18 protein-coding genes and 2 tRNA genes are annotated in these 15,353 nt (G+C 69.3%); 14 read left to right on the forward strand and 6 right to left on the reverse strand.

The window, feature by feature from the left end:
* The first annotated feature begins 4 nt into the window (after positions 1 to 4).
* The 9 genes from HDA32_RS07155 to HDA32_RS07195 all read left to right on the forward strand — a co-directional run bounded on the left by HDA32_RS07155 (position 5) and on the right by HDA32_RS07195 (position 6,677).
* Entirely contained in the window at positions 5 to 223 is a 219-nt protein-coding gene (locus HDA32_RS07155; RefSeq protein WP_179642452.1) for a hypothetical protein, read from the forward strand.
* Positions 224 to 293: 70 nt separating this feature from the next.
* Positions 294 to 1,025 (forward strand): GntR family transcriptional regulator, encoded by a 732-nt coding sequence (locus HDA32_RS07160; RefSeq protein ID WP_179642453.1) that lies wholly within the window; start codon positions 294 to 296, stop codon positions 1,023 to 1,025.
* 121 nt (positions 1,026 to 1,146) lie between these two features.
* Positions 1,147 to 1,560 carry a plasmid replication, integration and excision activator gene (locus HDA32_RS07165; protein WP_179642454.1) on the forward strand — a complete coding sequence of 138 codons (414 nt, stop codon included), beginning with the start codon at positions 1,147 to 1,149 and terminating at the stop codon, positions 1,558 to 1,560.
* On the forward strand, positions 1,560 to 1,823 hold the full coding sequence (locus tag HDA32_RS07170) for a hypothetical protein (RefSeq protein WP_179642455.1): 264 nt from the start codon (positions 1,560 to 1,562) through the stop codon (positions 1,821 to 1,823). Before HDA32_RS07165 ends, HDA32_RS07170 begins: the two co-directional genes overlap by 1 nt.
* A gap of 96 nt (positions 1,824 to 1,919) precedes the next feature.
* Positions 1,920 to 2,174, forward strand: a complete 255-nt coding sequence (locus HDA32_RS07175) for a hypothetical protein (protein ID WP_179642456.1) — start codon at positions 1,920 to 1,922, stop codon at positions 2,172 to 2,174.
* Positions 2,174 to 3,574: an FtsK/SpoIIIE domain-containing protein gene (locus tag HDA32_RS07180; RefSeq protein ID WP_179642457.1), complete on the forward strand. Its 1,401-nt coding sequence runs from the start codon at positions 2,174 to 2,176 to the stop codon at positions 3,572 to 3,574. Before HDA32_RS07175 ends, HDA32_RS07180 begins: the two co-directional genes overlap by 1 nt.
* Entirely contained in the window at positions 3,575 to 5,263 is a 1,689-nt protein-coding gene (locus HDA32_RS07185) for a replication initiator (protein ID WP_179642458.1), read from the forward strand. It begins immediately after the preceding gene.
* On the forward strand, positions 5,263 to 5,487 hold the full coding sequence (locus tag HDA32_RS07190) for an excisionase family DNA-binding protein (RefSeq protein ID WP_179642459.1): 225 nt from the start codon (positions 5,263 to 5,265) through the stop codon (positions 5,485 to 5,487). Before HDA32_RS07185 ends, HDA32_RS07190 begins: the two co-directional genes overlap by 1 nt.
* Positions 5,487 to 6,677, forward strand: a complete 1,191-nt coding sequence (locus tag HDA32_RS07195; protein WP_179642460.1) for a tyrosine-type recombinase/integrase — start codon at positions 5,487 to 5,489, stop codon at positions 6,675 to 6,677. The genes HDA32_RS07190 and HDA32_RS07195 overlap by 1 nt, the downstream gene beginning before the upstream one ends.
* A 98-nt stretch (positions 6,678 to 6,775) precedes the next feature.
* On the opposite strand, the gene HDA32_RS07200 is transcribed toward HDA32_RS07195, so the two are convergent.
* Positions 6,776 to 6,849 (reverse strand) — tRNA-Gly (locus HDA32_RS07200).
* A gap of 110 nt (positions 6,850 to 6,959) precedes the next feature.
* Here HDA32_RS07200 and HDA32_RS07205 point away from each other — a divergent pair.
* From HDA32_RS07205 to clpX, 5 genes are all read left to right on the forward strand, one after another.
* Positions 6,960 to 7,034: transfer RNA gene (locus HDA32_RS07205), tRNA-Pro, on the forward strand.
* Positions 7,035 to 7,250: 216 nt separating this feature from the next.
* A complete protein-coding gene (gene tig / locus HDA32_RS07210) occupies positions 7,251 to 8,654 on the forward strand; it encodes a trigger factor (RefSeq protein WP_179642461.1) in 1,404 nt (467 codons plus the stop codon).
* Positions 8,655 to 8,948: 294 nt separating this feature from the next.
* Positions 8,949 to 9,509, forward strand: coding sequence for a ClpP family protease (locus HDA32_RS07215; RefSeq protein WP_312863405.1), 561 nt, complete (start codon positions 8,949 to 8,951; stop codon positions 9,507 to 9,509).
* Positions 9,510 to 9,575: 66 nt separating this feature from the next.
* Positions 9,576 to 10,235, forward strand: coding sequence for an ATP-dependent Clp protease proteolytic subunit (locus tag HDA32_RS07220; protein WP_179642463.1), 660 nt, complete (start codon positions 9,576 to 9,578; stop codon positions 10,233 to 10,235).
* Between the two features lie 285 nt (positions 10,236 to 10,520).
* Positions 10,521 to 11,801 (forward strand): ATP-dependent Clp protease ATP-binding subunit ClpX, encoded by a 1,281-nt coding sequence (gene clpX / locus HDA32_RS07225; RefSeq protein WP_179642464.1) that lies wholly within the window; start codon positions 10,521 to 10,523, stop codon positions 11,799 to 11,801.
* A 54-nt stretch (positions 11,802 to 11,855) separates the two neighbouring features.
* Here clpX and HDA32_RS07230 read toward each other — a convergent pair whose 3' ends face one another.
* From HDA32_RS07230 to HDA32_RS07250, 5 genes are all read right to left on the reverse strand, one after another.
* Entirely contained in the window at positions 11,856 to 12,266 is a 411-nt protein-coding gene (locus HDA32_RS07230) for a PIN domain-containing protein (RefSeq protein ID WP_179642465.1), read from the reverse strand.
* Entirely contained in the window at positions 12,263 to 12,550 is a 288-nt protein-coding gene (locus HDA32_RS07235) for a hypothetical protein (RefSeq protein WP_179642466.1), read from the reverse strand. Before HDA32_RS07235 ends, HDA32_RS07230 begins: the two co-directional genes overlap by 4 nt.
* Positions 12,551 to 12,673: 123 nt before the next feature.
* Complete coding sequence (locus tag HDA32_RS07240) at positions 12,674 to 13,237, reverse strand: PepSY domain-containing protein (RefSeq protein ID WP_179642467.1); 564 nt, start codon at positions 13,235 to 13,237, stop codon at positions 12,674 to 12,676.
* Between the two features lie 106 nt (positions 13,238 to 13,343).
* Positions 13,344 to 14,648, reverse strand: coding sequence for a sensor histidine kinase (locus HDA32_RS07245; RefSeq protein ID WP_179642468.1), 1,305 nt, complete (start codon positions 14,646 to 14,648; stop codon positions 13,344 to 13,346).
* Positions 14,645 to 15,349, reverse strand: a complete 705-nt coding sequence (locus HDA32_RS07250) for a response regulator transcription factor (RefSeq protein WP_179642469.1) — start codon at positions 15,347 to 15,349, stop codon at positions 14,645 to 14,647. Before HDA32_RS07250 ends, HDA32_RS07245 begins: the two co-directional genes overlap by 4 nt.
* Positions 15,350 to 15,353: the final 4 nt, after the last annotated feature.

The raw sequence follows: 15,353 nt of genomic DNA on the forward strand, positions 1-15,353 counted from the left end.
GGCGGTGGTTGAGCTGGACGCGCAGTTGGCGCGGATTCGAGGGCTGATCGCCAAGGAGCTCGCCCGGGAGAATCCGGGATGGATTTTCCGGCCGCTGCCGGACGGGGGCTGGATCGCCGTGCACGGGGGCATTCACTTCACCGCCTGCGACGCGGCGACGATGCGCCTCAAGGTGCGACTGGTGCGGCGCGAGCATGAATGTGTGGCGGGAGACCACCTGTAGGGCTGACGTCTACAGGTCCCGCTGTTAGTCTCATTTGATAGATCATGTCGGCTGACCTGGGATGGTAGGGATGACGGCCAAGGACGGCGAACGCAAATACGAGCGTGTGGCGCGGGTGATCCGCGAACGCATCGCCTCCGGTGCCTACCGCCCGGGAAACGCCCTGCCCTCCGAGGGACGCCTGTCCCAGGAGTTCGAGGTGTCGCGGCCGACGGTCATCAACGCCCTGGACGTGCTGCGCGACGAGGGCCTGATCTACACCCAGACCGGCTCGGGCTCCTACGTGCGCGGCACGGCACCCAAGGCGACCGAAGAGCTGTCCCGGCCCGGCCTCGAACTACTGGAGGGCTCCGAAGAGGCCCAGTCGGCGGAGCTGCTGCAGGCCGGCATCGTGGTCGCCTCGCCCCGGGCGGCGAACCTGCTGGAGCTGCCCACTCCGGTCAAGGCGTTCCTGCGCCAGTACGTGATCAGCGACGAGGACGGGCCGACCGAACTGGTCTCGGCATGGTTCCCGCTGGAACTGGCCTCGGGCACCCGCTTCACCTCGGCTGAGCCACTGGGGCCGAGCATCCGGCGGCACCTGTTCGAACGCAAGAGGATCCGGCTTGACCACGCGGTGGAACGCACCATCGCCCGCGCGGCGACCTCCGAAGAGGCCCAGGCGTTGGGGATCACGCCGGGCTCTGCGGTGCTCAACATCGTCGTGACCGGCCATGATGCCGACGGTAAGGCGCTGCAACTCATTGACGCCGTGCTGCCCGGTGACCGGCACGAGCTGCGCGATGTCTACCCGCTCAACTGAACCGGACAGAAAATCAGTCCTGCACAACTTGACCTATCAGATTCGCTCGCATACCGTCGAACCACAACCTGACAGTACAGGTTGTGGTTTTTCTGCTTCCTGATAGATGGGAATGGGTCTGATGGCGATTCAGGGTGCGTTGCCGGTGGCGTTCGGGACGGTGTTCCCGGCGGGGGCGTATGCGCTGGGCGTGGAGGCGATCACCGACTTCGAGACCAAGCGGCCCCAGCTGGACAAGGAGTCGGGGTTGCCGCTGTGGGCGGTGGACGTGATCGACGCCGACCCCGAGGCGCGGGGCAAGGCCAAGAGCGTGAAGGTCAAGGTCGCCGCCGAGGTGTGCCCGACGCTGCCCGATGAGGTGCCGGGCCTGCCGTTCCGCCCCATCGAGTTCGAAGGGATGGCGGTGATGCCCTACGTCGACGACAACGGGCGCCGTCCCCGCGTGGCCTACTCGCTGCGCGCCCGGGGCGTGAAGGCTCCCGGCGCTGCCGGTGCGGGACGTCGCTCGGCTCCGGCCGCGAAGGACGCTGCCTGATGGCGGGGCGCGGCGGTGCTGCGGCCAACGTGGTGAGCCTGCACGCACGCGGCGGCTCCTCGGCCACGGCGCGGTCCTACCCGGCGCGCACGCCGGTGCTGGTGCTGGAGGTGGCCGGAACCCGGCTCACCCTGGGCACCTCCGACACGGCGCGGGTCTCGGCCTCCGATGTCGCGTTCGCGCGGCTGCTGGCCGAACAGGCCCAGGCGTTCGCGGTGGCGTGCGAGCGGATGTTCCGAGGTCTGCCGACCGATCCCCAGTAGCAAAGCAAGGCGGGGCGGCCTGGTGCTGCAACACCGATGGCCGCCCCTTCTCTCTCCCTCCAGCTGCGAATCCTTTGGAAGAGGTGTGTCCAGGTTATGTCTGAACAGCCAGAACGCGTGACCGCCCGGGATGTGGCGGACTTCCTGTCCGAGGTCCTGGGCCGCTTCGGCGGGACCTCGCCCGAGACTCCGGCCGAGGACGTGGCGTTCTTCGAACGCAAGGCGGCGCTGTTCGATCGCGTCGCGGCCGAACACCCCGATGACGCTGAAGCTCAGGACGTGGCGGCTGATGTGCGTCGCCAGTTGGCCGAGGTGCGGGAGCGCTGCGGCCTGGACGGCGGTGAGGTGTGATGCTGCGTTCCAGGAACGCCGGGGCCGCGGTGCAGCCCACCGCGCCGGTTCCGGCGCAAACGGTGCGGTTCTCCACTCCGGTGGTGGAGACCCCGGGGATTTTCATCCTCGCCCGCTGGATCACCCGCCTCGTGACTCTGCTCGTCCTGCTGCCTATCCGGTTTCCCGTCGCGGTGGGCACGGTGGCGGTCTCGGCTGCGGTCGCGCACTGGTTCGGCTGGGTGGCGCTGGCGGTGGTGTGGTCGGTGGCCGATGTGGGGTTGTTGGTGTGGTGGCGTCGGTGGCCGGACTTGTTCCGGCGGTGTGTGGCGCTGCGGGCTTTGGCGGCGTGGCGGTGGGTGTGGGTGTATCGGCGGCACTGGCAACCGGTGCTGGTGGTCGCCGGGTTGGCGGAGTCCTACCAGGAGCGCCAGTACCTGCCGCGCATCCGGCGGGTGACCTGCTCTGAGTGGTCGGACCGGGTGCGGGTGCGCCTGGTGGCCGGCACCGCCCCGACCGATGTGGAACAGCGGGTGAGCGAGCTGGCGCACGGCTTCGGCGCGCCGTCGTGCCGGGTGACCGTCAACGGGCCTCGGGATGTGGTGCTGGAGTTCCCCCGCTTCGACACCCTGGCCGACCCGATTGACGCGCTGGAGGTTCCGGCCGAGGTGGATCTCAAGGCGCTGCCGATGGGGCTGTGTGAGGACGGCGCCCCGTGGCGGCTGCGGCTGCACGGAACCCACGTGCTCACCGTGGGGGTGACGGGTGCCGGTAAGGGCTCGGTGATCTGGTCGGCGGTGCGCGCGATGCTGCCCGCGATCGAGGACGGTACGGCGCAGGTGTGGGCGGTCGATCCCAAGCGGATGGAGCTGTCCTACGGACGGTCCCTGTTCGCCAGGTATGCCGACACCGGGGAGACAGCGGTGGGCCTGCTCGAAGCGGCGGTTGCCACCATGCAGGACCGGGCGGCGCGGTATGCGGGCAAGCAGCGCACCCATACGCCCACCCAGGATGACCCGTTCGTGGCCGTGGTGGTGGACGAGGTGGCGTTTGTGACCGCCTACCACCCCGACCGCGACATCCGCCGCCGCGCCGAGAACGCCCTCGCCACCCTCACTAGCCAGGGCCGCTCGGTCGGGGTGTCGGTGCTGGCCGCACTCCAGGATCCGCGCAAGGAGGTGCTGAACCTGCGCAACCTCTTCCCCGACAAGATCGCGCTACGCCTGGATGAAGCGAGCCAGGTGGACATGGTGCTCGGCGACGGGGCGCGCGAGAGAGGCGCGAACGCGCACCTGATCGACCCGGACTTGCCGGGGGTGGCCTTCGTCCGGCTGGAGGGCTCCCCGGTGCCGGTGCGGGTGCGGGCCGCGTTCGTCAGCGATGCCGACATCGACGCCATGACGGCTGAGGGGGTCGCCTGAATGCCGACTCCGACCGGCAAGACCACCCGCGCCGAGCGGATGGCCCAACCGCTGGCGCGGGAGGTCGCCGAGCAGATCGCCGCAGACAAGGGCGTGTGCATCCGTCCGGTATCTCTTCGGCGTACTGATCTGGCCACGGGAGCAACCGAGATCGTGGACGTGCCGTGCGGGTCCACGCTGGAATCCCGCTGCCCTTCCTGCGCGCGCCGTAAGCGCTCCATTCGCCGGACGCAGTGTGAGGAGGGCTGGCACCTGGCCGAGGAACCGACCGTGGTTCCGGATGAGCCGTCCGAGGTGCAGCGCTCCTGGGTGGAGAAGCGCGCGATGGTCACCGCCGAACGCGATGCGCTGGCCTCCTCCGGCAATGCCGATCCGGATGCGTTGGCGGCGCTGGATGCGGCGATCGCTGATCTCGACGAGGAGATCACTGGCTCGGGGCTGCGGGGCAAGGCCGCTCCCTCTCCGGACTCGGGCTCCTCGTCGAAGCCGCGGCGGGTCCGCTCGACGAAACGGCGCCAGGATGCTCCGGAGCTGCCCAAGCGTCCGATGGTGCGGCGCACCGTGGGCCAGACCTTCGAGGATCCGGCCTCGGGCAAGGTCTTCCGGCCGTCCCTGTTCGTCACCCTCACGTGTGACAGCTACGGGCGGGTGAAGAGTGATGGCACTCCGGTGGATCCGGGCAGTTACGACTATCGGCGGGCGGCTCGGGATGCGCTGCACTTTTCCAAGCTGATCGACCGGTTCGTGCAGAACCTGCGCCGGGTGGCCGGCTTCGATGTGCAGTACTTCGCCACCGTCGAACCTCAACGTCGCCTCGCGCCGCACCTGCACATGGCCACCCGGGGCACGATTCCCCGCTCAGAGCTGCGCCAGATCGCGGCGGCGACCTACCACCAGGTGTGGTGGCCTGCGGCCGATGAAGTGAAGTACGAGGGGGCGCGCGTTCCGGTCTGGGATGAGGACGCCGGGACTTACCTCGACCCCGTGACGGGGGAACTCCTGCCCACCTGGGATGAGGCACTGGACGCGCTCGATGACGACCTGGATGCTGAGCCGATGCACGTGGTGCGGTTCGGTCCGCAGGTGGATGCCAAAGGGGTCCTTGCCGGGTCGGCCGACGCGGACCGGTGCGTGCGCTACCTGGCGAAGTACCTGACCAAGGACATCGCCGAATGCCACACGATCGAGTCTGACGCGCAGGAACGCCACGTTGACCGGCTGGTGCAGGCGCTGCGGTTCGAACCCTGCTCGCCGCGCTGCGCCAACTGGCTGCGCTACGGCATCCAACCCCAAGACGCCAAAGCGGGCCTGCGCCCCGGCTACTGCCGGTCCAAAGCCCACAAGCGCGAACACCTCGGCTATGCCGGGCGGCGCGTGCTGGTCTCGCGCAAATGGTCGGGCAAGACGCTGGCCGACCACAAGGCCGACCGGCTGGCCTGGGTCCTCGACGCCCTCGGCGTCGACCCCACAGCCGACCCCGACGACGACACCGGGCAACCCGGCTCGCCCGTGCGGCTCTCCGTAGCGAGCAACGACGTCGCCTGGGAACTCGCCCGACCCACCGACCCCGACGTTCCCCCGCGCGAACACCGGCTTCTACGCGCGGTGGGGGAGTCGCTCAAACGCCGCGCCCAACTCGACGCGGCACGGCAGACCGATCTTTCGGCAACCGGAGAAAGGGCGGCGTGATGGACAGGAAGAGGACCCGTGCCACCGGCCGACTGCTCACCGTGGCCCAAGCGGCCGAGCGGCTCAACACCTCCGAGCGCTACCCGCGTCGCCTCATCGAGGAACGGCGGATCACCTTCGTGCGCATCGGACGGCACGTGCGCATCCCGGAAACCGCGCTGGATGAGTTCATCGCCTCCGGCGTCGTCGAGCCCGTTCGCCTGCACACGAGGAGGGCTGCCTAATGGCGTCGAAGAAGCGGCGGTTCGGACGCGTTCGGCAACTCAACTCCGGTCGCTGGCAGGCGCGCTATCCCGGCCCCGACGGCATCGACCGGCCGGCCCCCTTCACCTTCGCGACCAGGAAGGAGGCGGACCGCTGGCTCACCCTCAAGGAGGCTGAGATCACCCGCGACGGCTGGTGGGACCCCGACGCGGGGTCGGTGCCGTTTCGTGACTACGCCGACAAGTGGGTGGCCGAACGCGACCTCGCGCCGAGGTCGGCCGACCTGTATCAGAGCCTGCTGCGCCTGCACCTGAACCCCACGTTCGGCGACATATTCCTCAAGGACATCCGCGAGTCCGACGTGCGCACCTGGCGGGCCGCTCGGCGCAGGGCCAAGGTCGGGAAGGTGACCGTGGCCAAGGCCTACCGGCTGATGCGCTCGGTCCTGAACACCGCCGTGCGGGACCGGCTCATCCGGGAGAACCCGTGCCGCATCGAGGGCGCGGGCCAGGAGCACAGCGAGGAGCGTCCGGCGCTGTCGGTGGCCGAGGTGTACCGGCTGGCCGGTGCCGTCCCGGCGCGCTACCGGGCGCTCGTGCTGCTCGCGACGTTCGGCGGTCTGCGGTGGGGCGAACTGGTCGGGCTCCGGCGGCACCGCCTCGACCTCGACCGGCGGACCGTGACCGTCCGGGAGACCGCCTATGAACTCGGGGGAGTCCGGTTCGGCCCGCCCAAGTCCAGGGCGAGCCGCCGCACGGTGCAGCTGCCCGGCCTGATCATCGCCGATCTGCGGCGGCACCTGGCGGACTACGCCGAGGAGGGGCCGGACGGACTGGTCTTCGTGGGCAAGCGGGGCAATCCGCTGCGACGCACCAATTTCGCGGCGATCTGGACGTCCGCGCGCGCCGAGGCGGGGCTTCCCGGCGTCCACTTCCATGACCTTCGCCACGCCGGGAACACCTACGCCGCCGAGGCCGGCGCCTCACTGCGGGAGCTGATGAACCGGATGGGGCACTCCAGCACGCGGGCGGCGCTGGTCTACCTGCACGCGCGCGAGGACCGGGCCAGGGAACTGAGTGATGCGGTGGGGGAGCGGGCCGCAAAGGAACTCGCCGATTCGGTCCGCGGGCGCGACGTCGAACCGGAGGAAACCGAAGAGTCTGGCGATGACGACGACGGCGACCCGCCGTCCTCCGGTGCCCGCATCTGAGCATCGGGCACGCAACGGGCACACGGGGCGTGCCGGTGCCCGACACGACCGAGGGCCAGGCGTTCCCGGCATCGGGGACGGCCTGGCCCTTGGGCTGTTGGAGCGGGCGACGGGAATCGAACCCGCACGACCAGCTTGGAAGGCTGGAGTTCTACCATTGAACTACGCCCGCATGGCGCCGGGCCTCTTGAGTTTCCTCTAGACTCGTGGAGCCGACGGAGACAAGACTACAGTCTCCGCAGCGTTGGTCGCGCCCATCCGTGGGTGTCCGCGTGAGGCTCACGGGGAGTAGCGCAGCTTGGTTAGCGCGCATGCTTTGGGAGCATGAGGCCGCGGGTTCGAATCCCGCCTCCCCGACGAAACGACGTGCGGCTCGTGGGTCCTTCCGAGTGTCCATCGGCCGTGAGTCCCCGTGTATCTGCCCTAGACTTGGCGTGATTGGCAAGAAAATCACGCAGAGTTCTCAATCTCTTGTGGCGCCCCGCAGTCGGCGTCGGCCGTCGCTTCGCGCCGTTGCCGCGTGCCGTTCCGGGTCGTACCGGAAAACAGCCGGAAATCTAGGAGTACCGCCCCGTGAAGACCGATGTCGAGGAGCTCAGCCCGACCCGGGTCAAGCTGACCATCGAGGTTCCTTTCGAGGAACTCGACCACGCCTTCGACGTGACATACAAGTCGCTCGCCAAGCAGGTCCGGATCAAGGGCTTCCGCCCGGGTAAGGCGCCGGCCCGGCTCATCGACCGCTACGTCGGCCGCGGCGCGGTGATCAGCGAAGCGGTCAACCACGCGGTTCCCGAGCTCTACAACGAGGCCGTTCAGCAGAAGGACGTCTTCGCTCTCGGCCAGCCGGACGTGGAGATCACCAAGCTGGAGGACGGCGACGAGCTGACCTTCACCGCCGAGGTCGACATCCGCCCGAAGTTCGAGGTCGCCGACTACGAGGGCCTCGAGGTCACGGTCGACGACGCCGATGTCACCGACGAGCAGGTCGACGACCAGGTCGGCAACCTGCGCGAGCGCTTCGCCACCCTGACCGGCGCCGAACGCCCCGCCGAGAACGGCGACCACCTCTCCATCGACCTGTCCGCCGCCATCGACGGCGAGAAGCTCGATGACGTGCAGGCCAGCGGCATCTCCTACGAGATCGGCACCAACACCATGCTGGAGGGGCTCGACGATGCCCTCCAGGGCATGTCCACCGGCGAGTCCAAGACCTTCTCCACCAAGCTCGTGGGCGGTGAGTACGAGGGCAGGGAGGCCGACGTCACCGTCACCGTGCACAGCGTCAAGGTCAAGGAGCTCCCGGAGCTCGACGACGAGTTCGCGCAGATGGCCAGCGAGTTCGACACGATCGAGGAGCTGCGCGCCGACGTCCGCACCCGCCTGGAGCAGTCCCGCCGCCTCCAGCAGCTCTCCCAGGCCCGCGACCGCGCGCTGGAGAAGCTGGTCGACTCCATCGACATCCCGCTGCCCGACAGCGTGGTGGACGAGGAGATCACCCGCCGCCGGCAGAGCCTGGAGCAGCAGCTCACGCAGAGCGGGCTGACCAAGGAGTCCTACCTCGAGGCCCAGGAGCAGACCGAGGAGGAGTTCGAGGAGGAGCTCACCAAGGGCGCCGGATCGGCCGTCAAGGCCGGCTTCATCCTCGACCAGCTCGCCCTGCAGGAGGAGCTGGCCGCCGACAACAACGAGCTCAGCCAGTACGTGGTCGAGCAGGCCCAGCGTATGGGGATCTCCCCCGACCAGCTCGCCCAGCACCTGGTCGAGTCCAACCAGATCCGGGTCGCCTACACCGAGGTCGTCCGCGCCAAGGCCATGAGCCTGGTCGTGGAGAAGGCCAAGATCACCGACGAGTCGGGCAACGAGATCGAGCCGGACGCCCCCGAGGAGTCCGAGGACGCCGCCGAGACCCCCGAGACCGCCGCCGAGGCCCCCGAGGAGGCACCGGCCGAGGAGGCCGAGACCGGCAGCAAGGCGTAGTTTTCTCTGGCTCTCGCCGCACTCCCGCGCGACCACGAGTCCCGCTTCCGACCCCACGCGGGCCGGGGCGGGACTCGTGTGCGTTTCGCCGCCCGTGAAACACCCGGGCCGCGGCGTCCGGCACCTGCGCTCAAAGCGAACAGGGGCGGGATCCGTGCGAGAGGAGCGGTGAAGACCGTTAGTGTCGCAAGCGTCGCAACCGTTTCGATTCCGGAGCAGGTGACGAGAGTGCCGCCGACCTTCAATGAGTCCATGCGAATCGACGCCCGTACGGCCGAGTCGCCTATTCCCCCGATGTTCGACCAGACGTCGCAGCGGCTGCTGCGCGAGCGCATCGTCTTCCTCGGCCAGCAGGTCGACGACGACATCGCCAACCGCATCGTGGGTGAGCTGCTGCTGCTGTCCGCCGAGGACCGGCAGCGTGACATCACGCTCTACATCAACTCACCCGGCGGTTCGGTGACCGCCGGCATGGCGATCTACGACATCATGCAGTACATCCCCAACGACGTCCGCACCGTGGGCATGGGCCTGGCCGCCTCCATGGGGCAGATGCTGCTGTGCGCGGGCGCCCCCGGCAAGCGCTACGCGCTGCCGCACACCCGCGTCATGATGCACCAGCCCTCCGGCGGCATCGGGGGGACGGAGTCCGACATCCGGATCCTCGCCGACCAGCTGATGTACGTGAAGCGGATGTTCTTCGAGCGCGTCTCCCTGCACACGGGCCAGTCGATCGAGCAGATCGAGAAGGACGCCGACCGGGACCGCTGGTTCACCGCCGACGCGGCCAAGGACTACGGCTTCATCGACGAGGTCCTGTCCAACACCCCGGACGTGGTGTCCGGGAACAGGTAGCCGGCCCCGCCGCCGGTTCAGGACGAATTCACCCGTGTGGACACCCACAGTGTGGAAGGCTCGAACATGACCGAGTACAACCTCAACCCCTACGGCGGCGGGATGGCGCCGGCGTCTCCGCAGAGCCGCTACATCCTGCCCTCCTACGTCGAGCGCACGACGTACGGCGTCAAGGAGATGAACCCGTACAACAAGCTCTTCGAGGAGCGGATCATCTTCGTCGGCGTGCAGATCGACGACACGTCGGCCAACGACATCATGGCCCAGCTGATCACGCTGGAGCACATCGACAGCGACCGCGACATCACGATGTACATCAACTCGCCGGGCGGGTCGTTCACGGCGCTGATGGCCATCTACGACACGATGCAGTTCGTGCGGCCCGACATCTCCACGGTCTGCATCGGCCAGGCCGCCTCGGCCGCCGCAGTGCTGCTCGCCGGCGGCACCAAGGGCAAGCGCGCCGCGCTGCCCAACTCGCGGGTCCTGATCCACCAGCCCGCCATCGAGGGCACCTACGGCGCGGCCACCGACATCGAGATCCAGGCGAACGAGATCATGCGGATCCGCAAGCAGCTGGAGACGACGCTGGCCCGGCACACCGACAAGACGCCCGAGGACATCTCGCGCGACATCGAGCGCGACAAGATCCTCACCGCGGAGGAAGCCAAGGAGTACGGCATCATCGATGACGTGTTCCCCTACCGCAAGGCGTCGGTCAAGTAGGGTCGGTCCCAATGAGGACGCGTGGGAGAAGACGGGCCGGCGGATCGCACGCCGCGCACCGCGCGATGTGTGGTCGGCCCGCTTCTTCGCTTAGGCTCGTGGGAACGACGCACAGATCATCCCGTTGGTCACCCCGCAGGGAGCGCATATCCTGAAATGGCGGTAGCTCGTCCAGGACATGGGCTTGTCGCCGCCACCGGGACCCGGGAGGGCCGCGGACCGGCGTTCCCGCGCCACGCCGGGTGACGCGAAGACGGGGTGGCCTACGTTTTAAGGAGTAGCTGGGTGGCACGCATCGGCGACGGTGGAGACCTGCTGAAGTGCTCGTTCTGCGGCAAGAGCCAGAAGCAGGTGAAGAAGCTCATTGCCGGACCGGGTGTGTACATCTGCGACGAATGTATCGACCTCTGTAATGAGATCATCGAAGAGGAGCTCGCGGACGCCACCGAGCTGAAATGGGACAGCCTCCCCAAGCCGCGCGAAATCTACGAATTCCTGGATTCCTACGTCATCGGCCAGGAGCAGGCGAAGAAGGCGCTGTCGGTCGCGGTCTACAACCACTACAAGCGTGTCCAGTCCGAGGGCGACCGCCCGCGCGACGAGGACATCGAGATCGCCAAGTCCAACATCCTGCTGCTGGGCCCCACGGGCTCGGGCAAGACGCTGCTGGCGCAGACCCTGGCCAAGATCCTCAACGTCCCGTTCGCGATCGCCGACGCCACCGCGCTGACCGAGGCGGGCTACGTCGGCGAGGACGTCGAGAACATCCTGCTCAAGCTGATCCAGGCCGCCGACTACGACGTCAAGAAGGCCGAGACCGGCATCATCTACATCGACGAGGTCGACAAGGTCGCGCGCAAGAGCGAGAACCCCTCGATCACCCGCGACGTCTCGGGTGAGGGCGTGCAGCAGGCGCTGCTGAAGATCCTGGAGGGCACCACAGCCAGCGTGCCGCCGCAGGGCGGGCGCAAGCACCCCCACCAGGAGTTCATCCAGATCGACACCACCAACGTGCTGTTCATCTGCGGCGGAGCCTTCGCCGGCCTGGAGAAGATCATCGAGTCGCGGGTCGGCAAGCAGGGGATGGGCTTCAACGCCATCCTGCACTCCAAGCAGGACCTCGACGACACCGACCAGTTCTCCGACGTGATGCCCGAGGACCTGCTGAAGTTCGGGATGATCCCGGAGTTCGTCGGCCGGCTGCCGGTCATCACCAGCGTGCACAACCTCGACCGCGCCGCGCTGATCCGCATCCTCACCGAGCCGCGCAACGCGCTGGTCAAGCAGTACCAGCGGCTGTTCGAGCTCGACAACGTGGAGCTGGAGTTCACCGACGACGCGCTCGACGCCATCGCCGAGCAGGCGATCATCCGCGGCACCGGCGCCCGCGGCCTGCGCGCCATCATCGAGGAGGTCCTGCTCTCGGTGATGTACGAGGTCCCCAGCCGCGAGGACGTCGCGCAGGTGATCATCACCCGCGAGGCGGTGCTGGAGCACGTCAACCCCACGATCGTGCCCCGGGCCAAGCTCGCGGCCGAGACCGAGCGCGAGGAGAAGAGCGCCTGAGGCCGTCGGCCGGGCGGAGCGGGGAGTGGCGGCCGCCACTCCCCGCTCCGCTGTTCAGACGTGCCGGATGGTCACGTGCACACGGCTGTCGGCGACTTCCCACAGCCTCTTGATGTCGCCCTCATCGCTGGTGACGATCATGGTGGCTCCCAGGCTTCTGGCCGTGGCCACGACCGTCGCGTCCACCACATCCTTGGTGCCGGATCTTCCCAGGAGCAATCCGGCTTCGCGCGCGGTGTCCTCCGGAGTGGCGTGGATTTTGCAGCTCTTGAGGAAGCGCGCCAGGCGGGCCTGGCAGGCTCCATCCCGCCAGACCTGGGTCAACACCGATGCGGGAATGATTCTGGGCATGAGTTCCATGCAGAAGCCGCGATGCAGTGACAGCATCTCCGGGTCACCGCGTTCGGCGGCGAGAAGCGCTCCGGCATCGTAGAGAACCGGCCGGCGGCCGACGACCTGGATCAACACGCCTCCCGTTCGAGAAGGTGCTCGGCTGCACCGCTGTCGGCGTGCGACCTGGCCAGCGCATCGTGGATCTCGGCCTGTGCCCGGGAGACCGAATCGGGGCTGAGGGGACCGTGCGTCTCCTCGTACTCGGCGACGAAGTCGAGTCCGGCCTGGGTCTGCAGTACCAACTCCACTGCCTGGGACATCCAGGCGGAAACCGACAGCCCGGCCTCTTCGGCGGAGCGTCTGATCTCCCGGAGCGTCTCCTCGGGAACCGTTATGGACAGCTTCTGCGTGCTCATGCGCCGATCCTACTTCGGGTAGGATCGGCCTGTCCTGGACTTTCGCGCGAGAGCGGACGCCGGTGTGCAGGATCCTGGATGGCGCACGGCGGCCTCCGCATCCCGGTACCGGCATCGACCGCCTCAGCCGTCGATGTCGACGACCTCGCCGGAGTCGGCGTCGAGGCTGACGACGCGGGCGTCGTCGACGTGGACCTCCCAGGTGGTTCGTCCCTCCTCGAACGCGAGGTTGGCCTCGTTGGACAGTTTCCCTCCGGTCTCGGTCAAGGCCGTGTCCACGGCCTCCTCCAGACTCACCGGGGGCGCGGTGTCGAAGGGCTCGCTCACGGGCGCTCCCTGCCCGCTGCCCTCGGTGATGTTTCCGTTCGCGCTGTCGATGACGACCTCGCGGCTGCGGTCGCCGACCATGAGGTCGACGTGCCATTCCCGGCCGTGCTCCAGCTCGATGTCGTAGAGCACGCCCTCGGGGACCTGCTCCCCGGCCATGTCCGCGGCCGCGAGGATGTCGATCTCCGGATTCGCCGGATCGTCGCCCTCCTCCAAGGCCGGCTCGCCCGGCTGCTCGGTGATCTCCACGCCCTCGGGGTAGGCGGGAGGGCGTCCGCACCCGCTCACCAGGGCCAGCATGACCACCGCCATGCCCGCGACCACCCGGCCGGGACCGCCGGCGGCGCCGAAGCCTCGCATGGCTCTCCTCTCCTCTCCTCTCCTCGCCCGGTCCGGTGCTGGATCGTGCTCGTGCATCCGCTGCCCCAAAACGCGGGAGATCTGCTGGAGGAGGGCAAACAAAGCGTCAAAACGCCCCGGGCGCCCGGCGCGCGGTCACCGCCTGGCGCGGATCCCCGGCGGGCCCCAGGCGCAGGGTGATCCGCGCGCCGACGGGGGAGTCGGCCGCGAAGGACCCGCCGGAGCCTTCGGCTGCGCGGCGGGCGATGTCCAGCCCGAGCCCGGTGGAGCCGGCGCCGCTCTCGCCCCGCTGCGGTGACCGGCTCAGGCCCGGCCCCTCGTCCTCGACCACCAGGACCGCGCCGCCGCCGTCGGCCGCGCGCAGCCGCACCGAGAACGCGGTGCCCTCGGGGGTGTGCGCGAAGACGTTGCCCAGGAGCGCGTCGACCGCCGACTCCAGCTCGTCGCCCGCGACGCCGACGGCCAGTGGGCGGTCGGGCAGCTCCGCGTCCAAGCGCCGCTCCTGGTCCTCGGCGAGCACGGTCCAGAACTCCACCCGGTCGCGCACCACCCGGGTGGCGTCGCAGCGGCCGCCGTCCTCGGCCGGGCGGCGCGCGTCGTTGATACTCTGCGTCACCGCCCGTTCCAGCGCCGCGATGGAGGTCTCCAGCCGCTCCCGCTCCTCGGGGTCGCGCACCGACTCCGCGTCGAGCTTGAGCGCGGTGAGCGGGGTGCGCACCCGGTGGGAGAGGTCGGCCACCCGTTCGCGCTCGCCGACGAGCAGGTCGCTGATGCGGGCGGCCAGGGTGTTCAGCGTCGCGGCGACCGCGTTGATCTCCGGCGGGCCGTCCGGCCGGGCCTGGGCGCTCAGGTCGCCCTCGGCGAGCCTGTGCGAGGCGCCGGCCAGTTCGTCGATGGAGCGCACCAGCGAGCGCGCCAGCCGGTTCGCCACGGCCAGGCTGATCAGCAGCAGCGCCACGCCCATCAGGGCCAGGATCAGCCAGGCGCGGTAGACGCCGGAGCGCAACTGCTCCTCGCTGACCAGGACGCGGGTCACCGACGTGCCGTCCGGCGCCCCGACGCTGAACAGCACCTCGACCCCGCCGTCGGGCAGTTCGGCGTTGAACGTCCGGCCGCTGCGGGCCAGCCGCACCGCCGCCGACTCCGGGGCCGGCTCGCCGATCACCCGGCCGCCGGGGAGGAAGACCGTCACCGGGAACGGCTCCCCGGAGTTGGTGCGCTGCACGGTGGCGCGCAGCGACGCCTCGTCGCCGGTGGCGGCCACCACGCTCAGCGTCCGCGCCTCCAGGGAGGCCGAATTGAGCGCCTGGTCGTAGGCGACCGTCTGCACCAGCAGCGCGAGCGGCACCAGGAAGGCCACCAGCACCAGCGACGTGGTGGCGCCGACCAGGATCGTCAGGCGCCGCCTCACCCGGTACCGTCCTCCCCGCCGCGCGGCTCGGTCAGCTTCACCCCGACACCGCGCACCGTCTGCAGGTAGCGGGGGCGCTGCGCGGTCTCCCCGAGCTTGCGCCGCAGCCACGACAGATGGACGTCCACCGACTTGTCCGCACCCCCGTAGGGGACCCGCCAGACCTCGGTGAGCAGCTCCTTCTTCGAGACCACCTGCCCCGTTCGGCTGGCCAGGTAGTGAAGCAGATCGAACTCCTTGGGCGTGAGGTCCAGGGGGCGGCCGTCCAGGGTGGCCTCCCGCGAGGCCGGATCGACCCGCAGGCCGCTGACGGCGACCGCCTCGTCGGTGTCGGCTCCGGCCCCCAGGCGGCGCAGCACGGCCCGGATCCGGGCGTCCAGTTGCGCCGCGCTGAACGGTTTGACCACGTAGTCGTCGCCTCCGACGTCCAGGGCGCGCACGATCTCGCGCTCGTCGTCGCGGGCGGTGGCGACGATCACCGGGATCCGGGAGACGGCGCGCAGCATCCGCAGCATCTCCAGCCCGTCCAGGTCGGGCAGGCCGAGGTCGAGCACCACGAGGTCGGGGGCGGCGTCGACGGCCTCGCGCAGCCCGGCCATGGCGGTGGGCGCCGAGGAGACCGCGTGCCCGCGTTCGCCGAGGGCGCGGGTGAGGGAGGTGCGGATCGTGGGATCGTCTTCGATCAGCAGTAACTGGGCCACGGTT

It is taken from the genome of Spinactinospora alkalitolerans (assembly GCF_013408795.1).
Taxonomy (GTDB): Bacteria; Actinomycetota; Actinomycetes; order Streptosporangiales; family Streptosporangiaceae; genus Spinactinospora; species Spinactinospora alkalitolerans.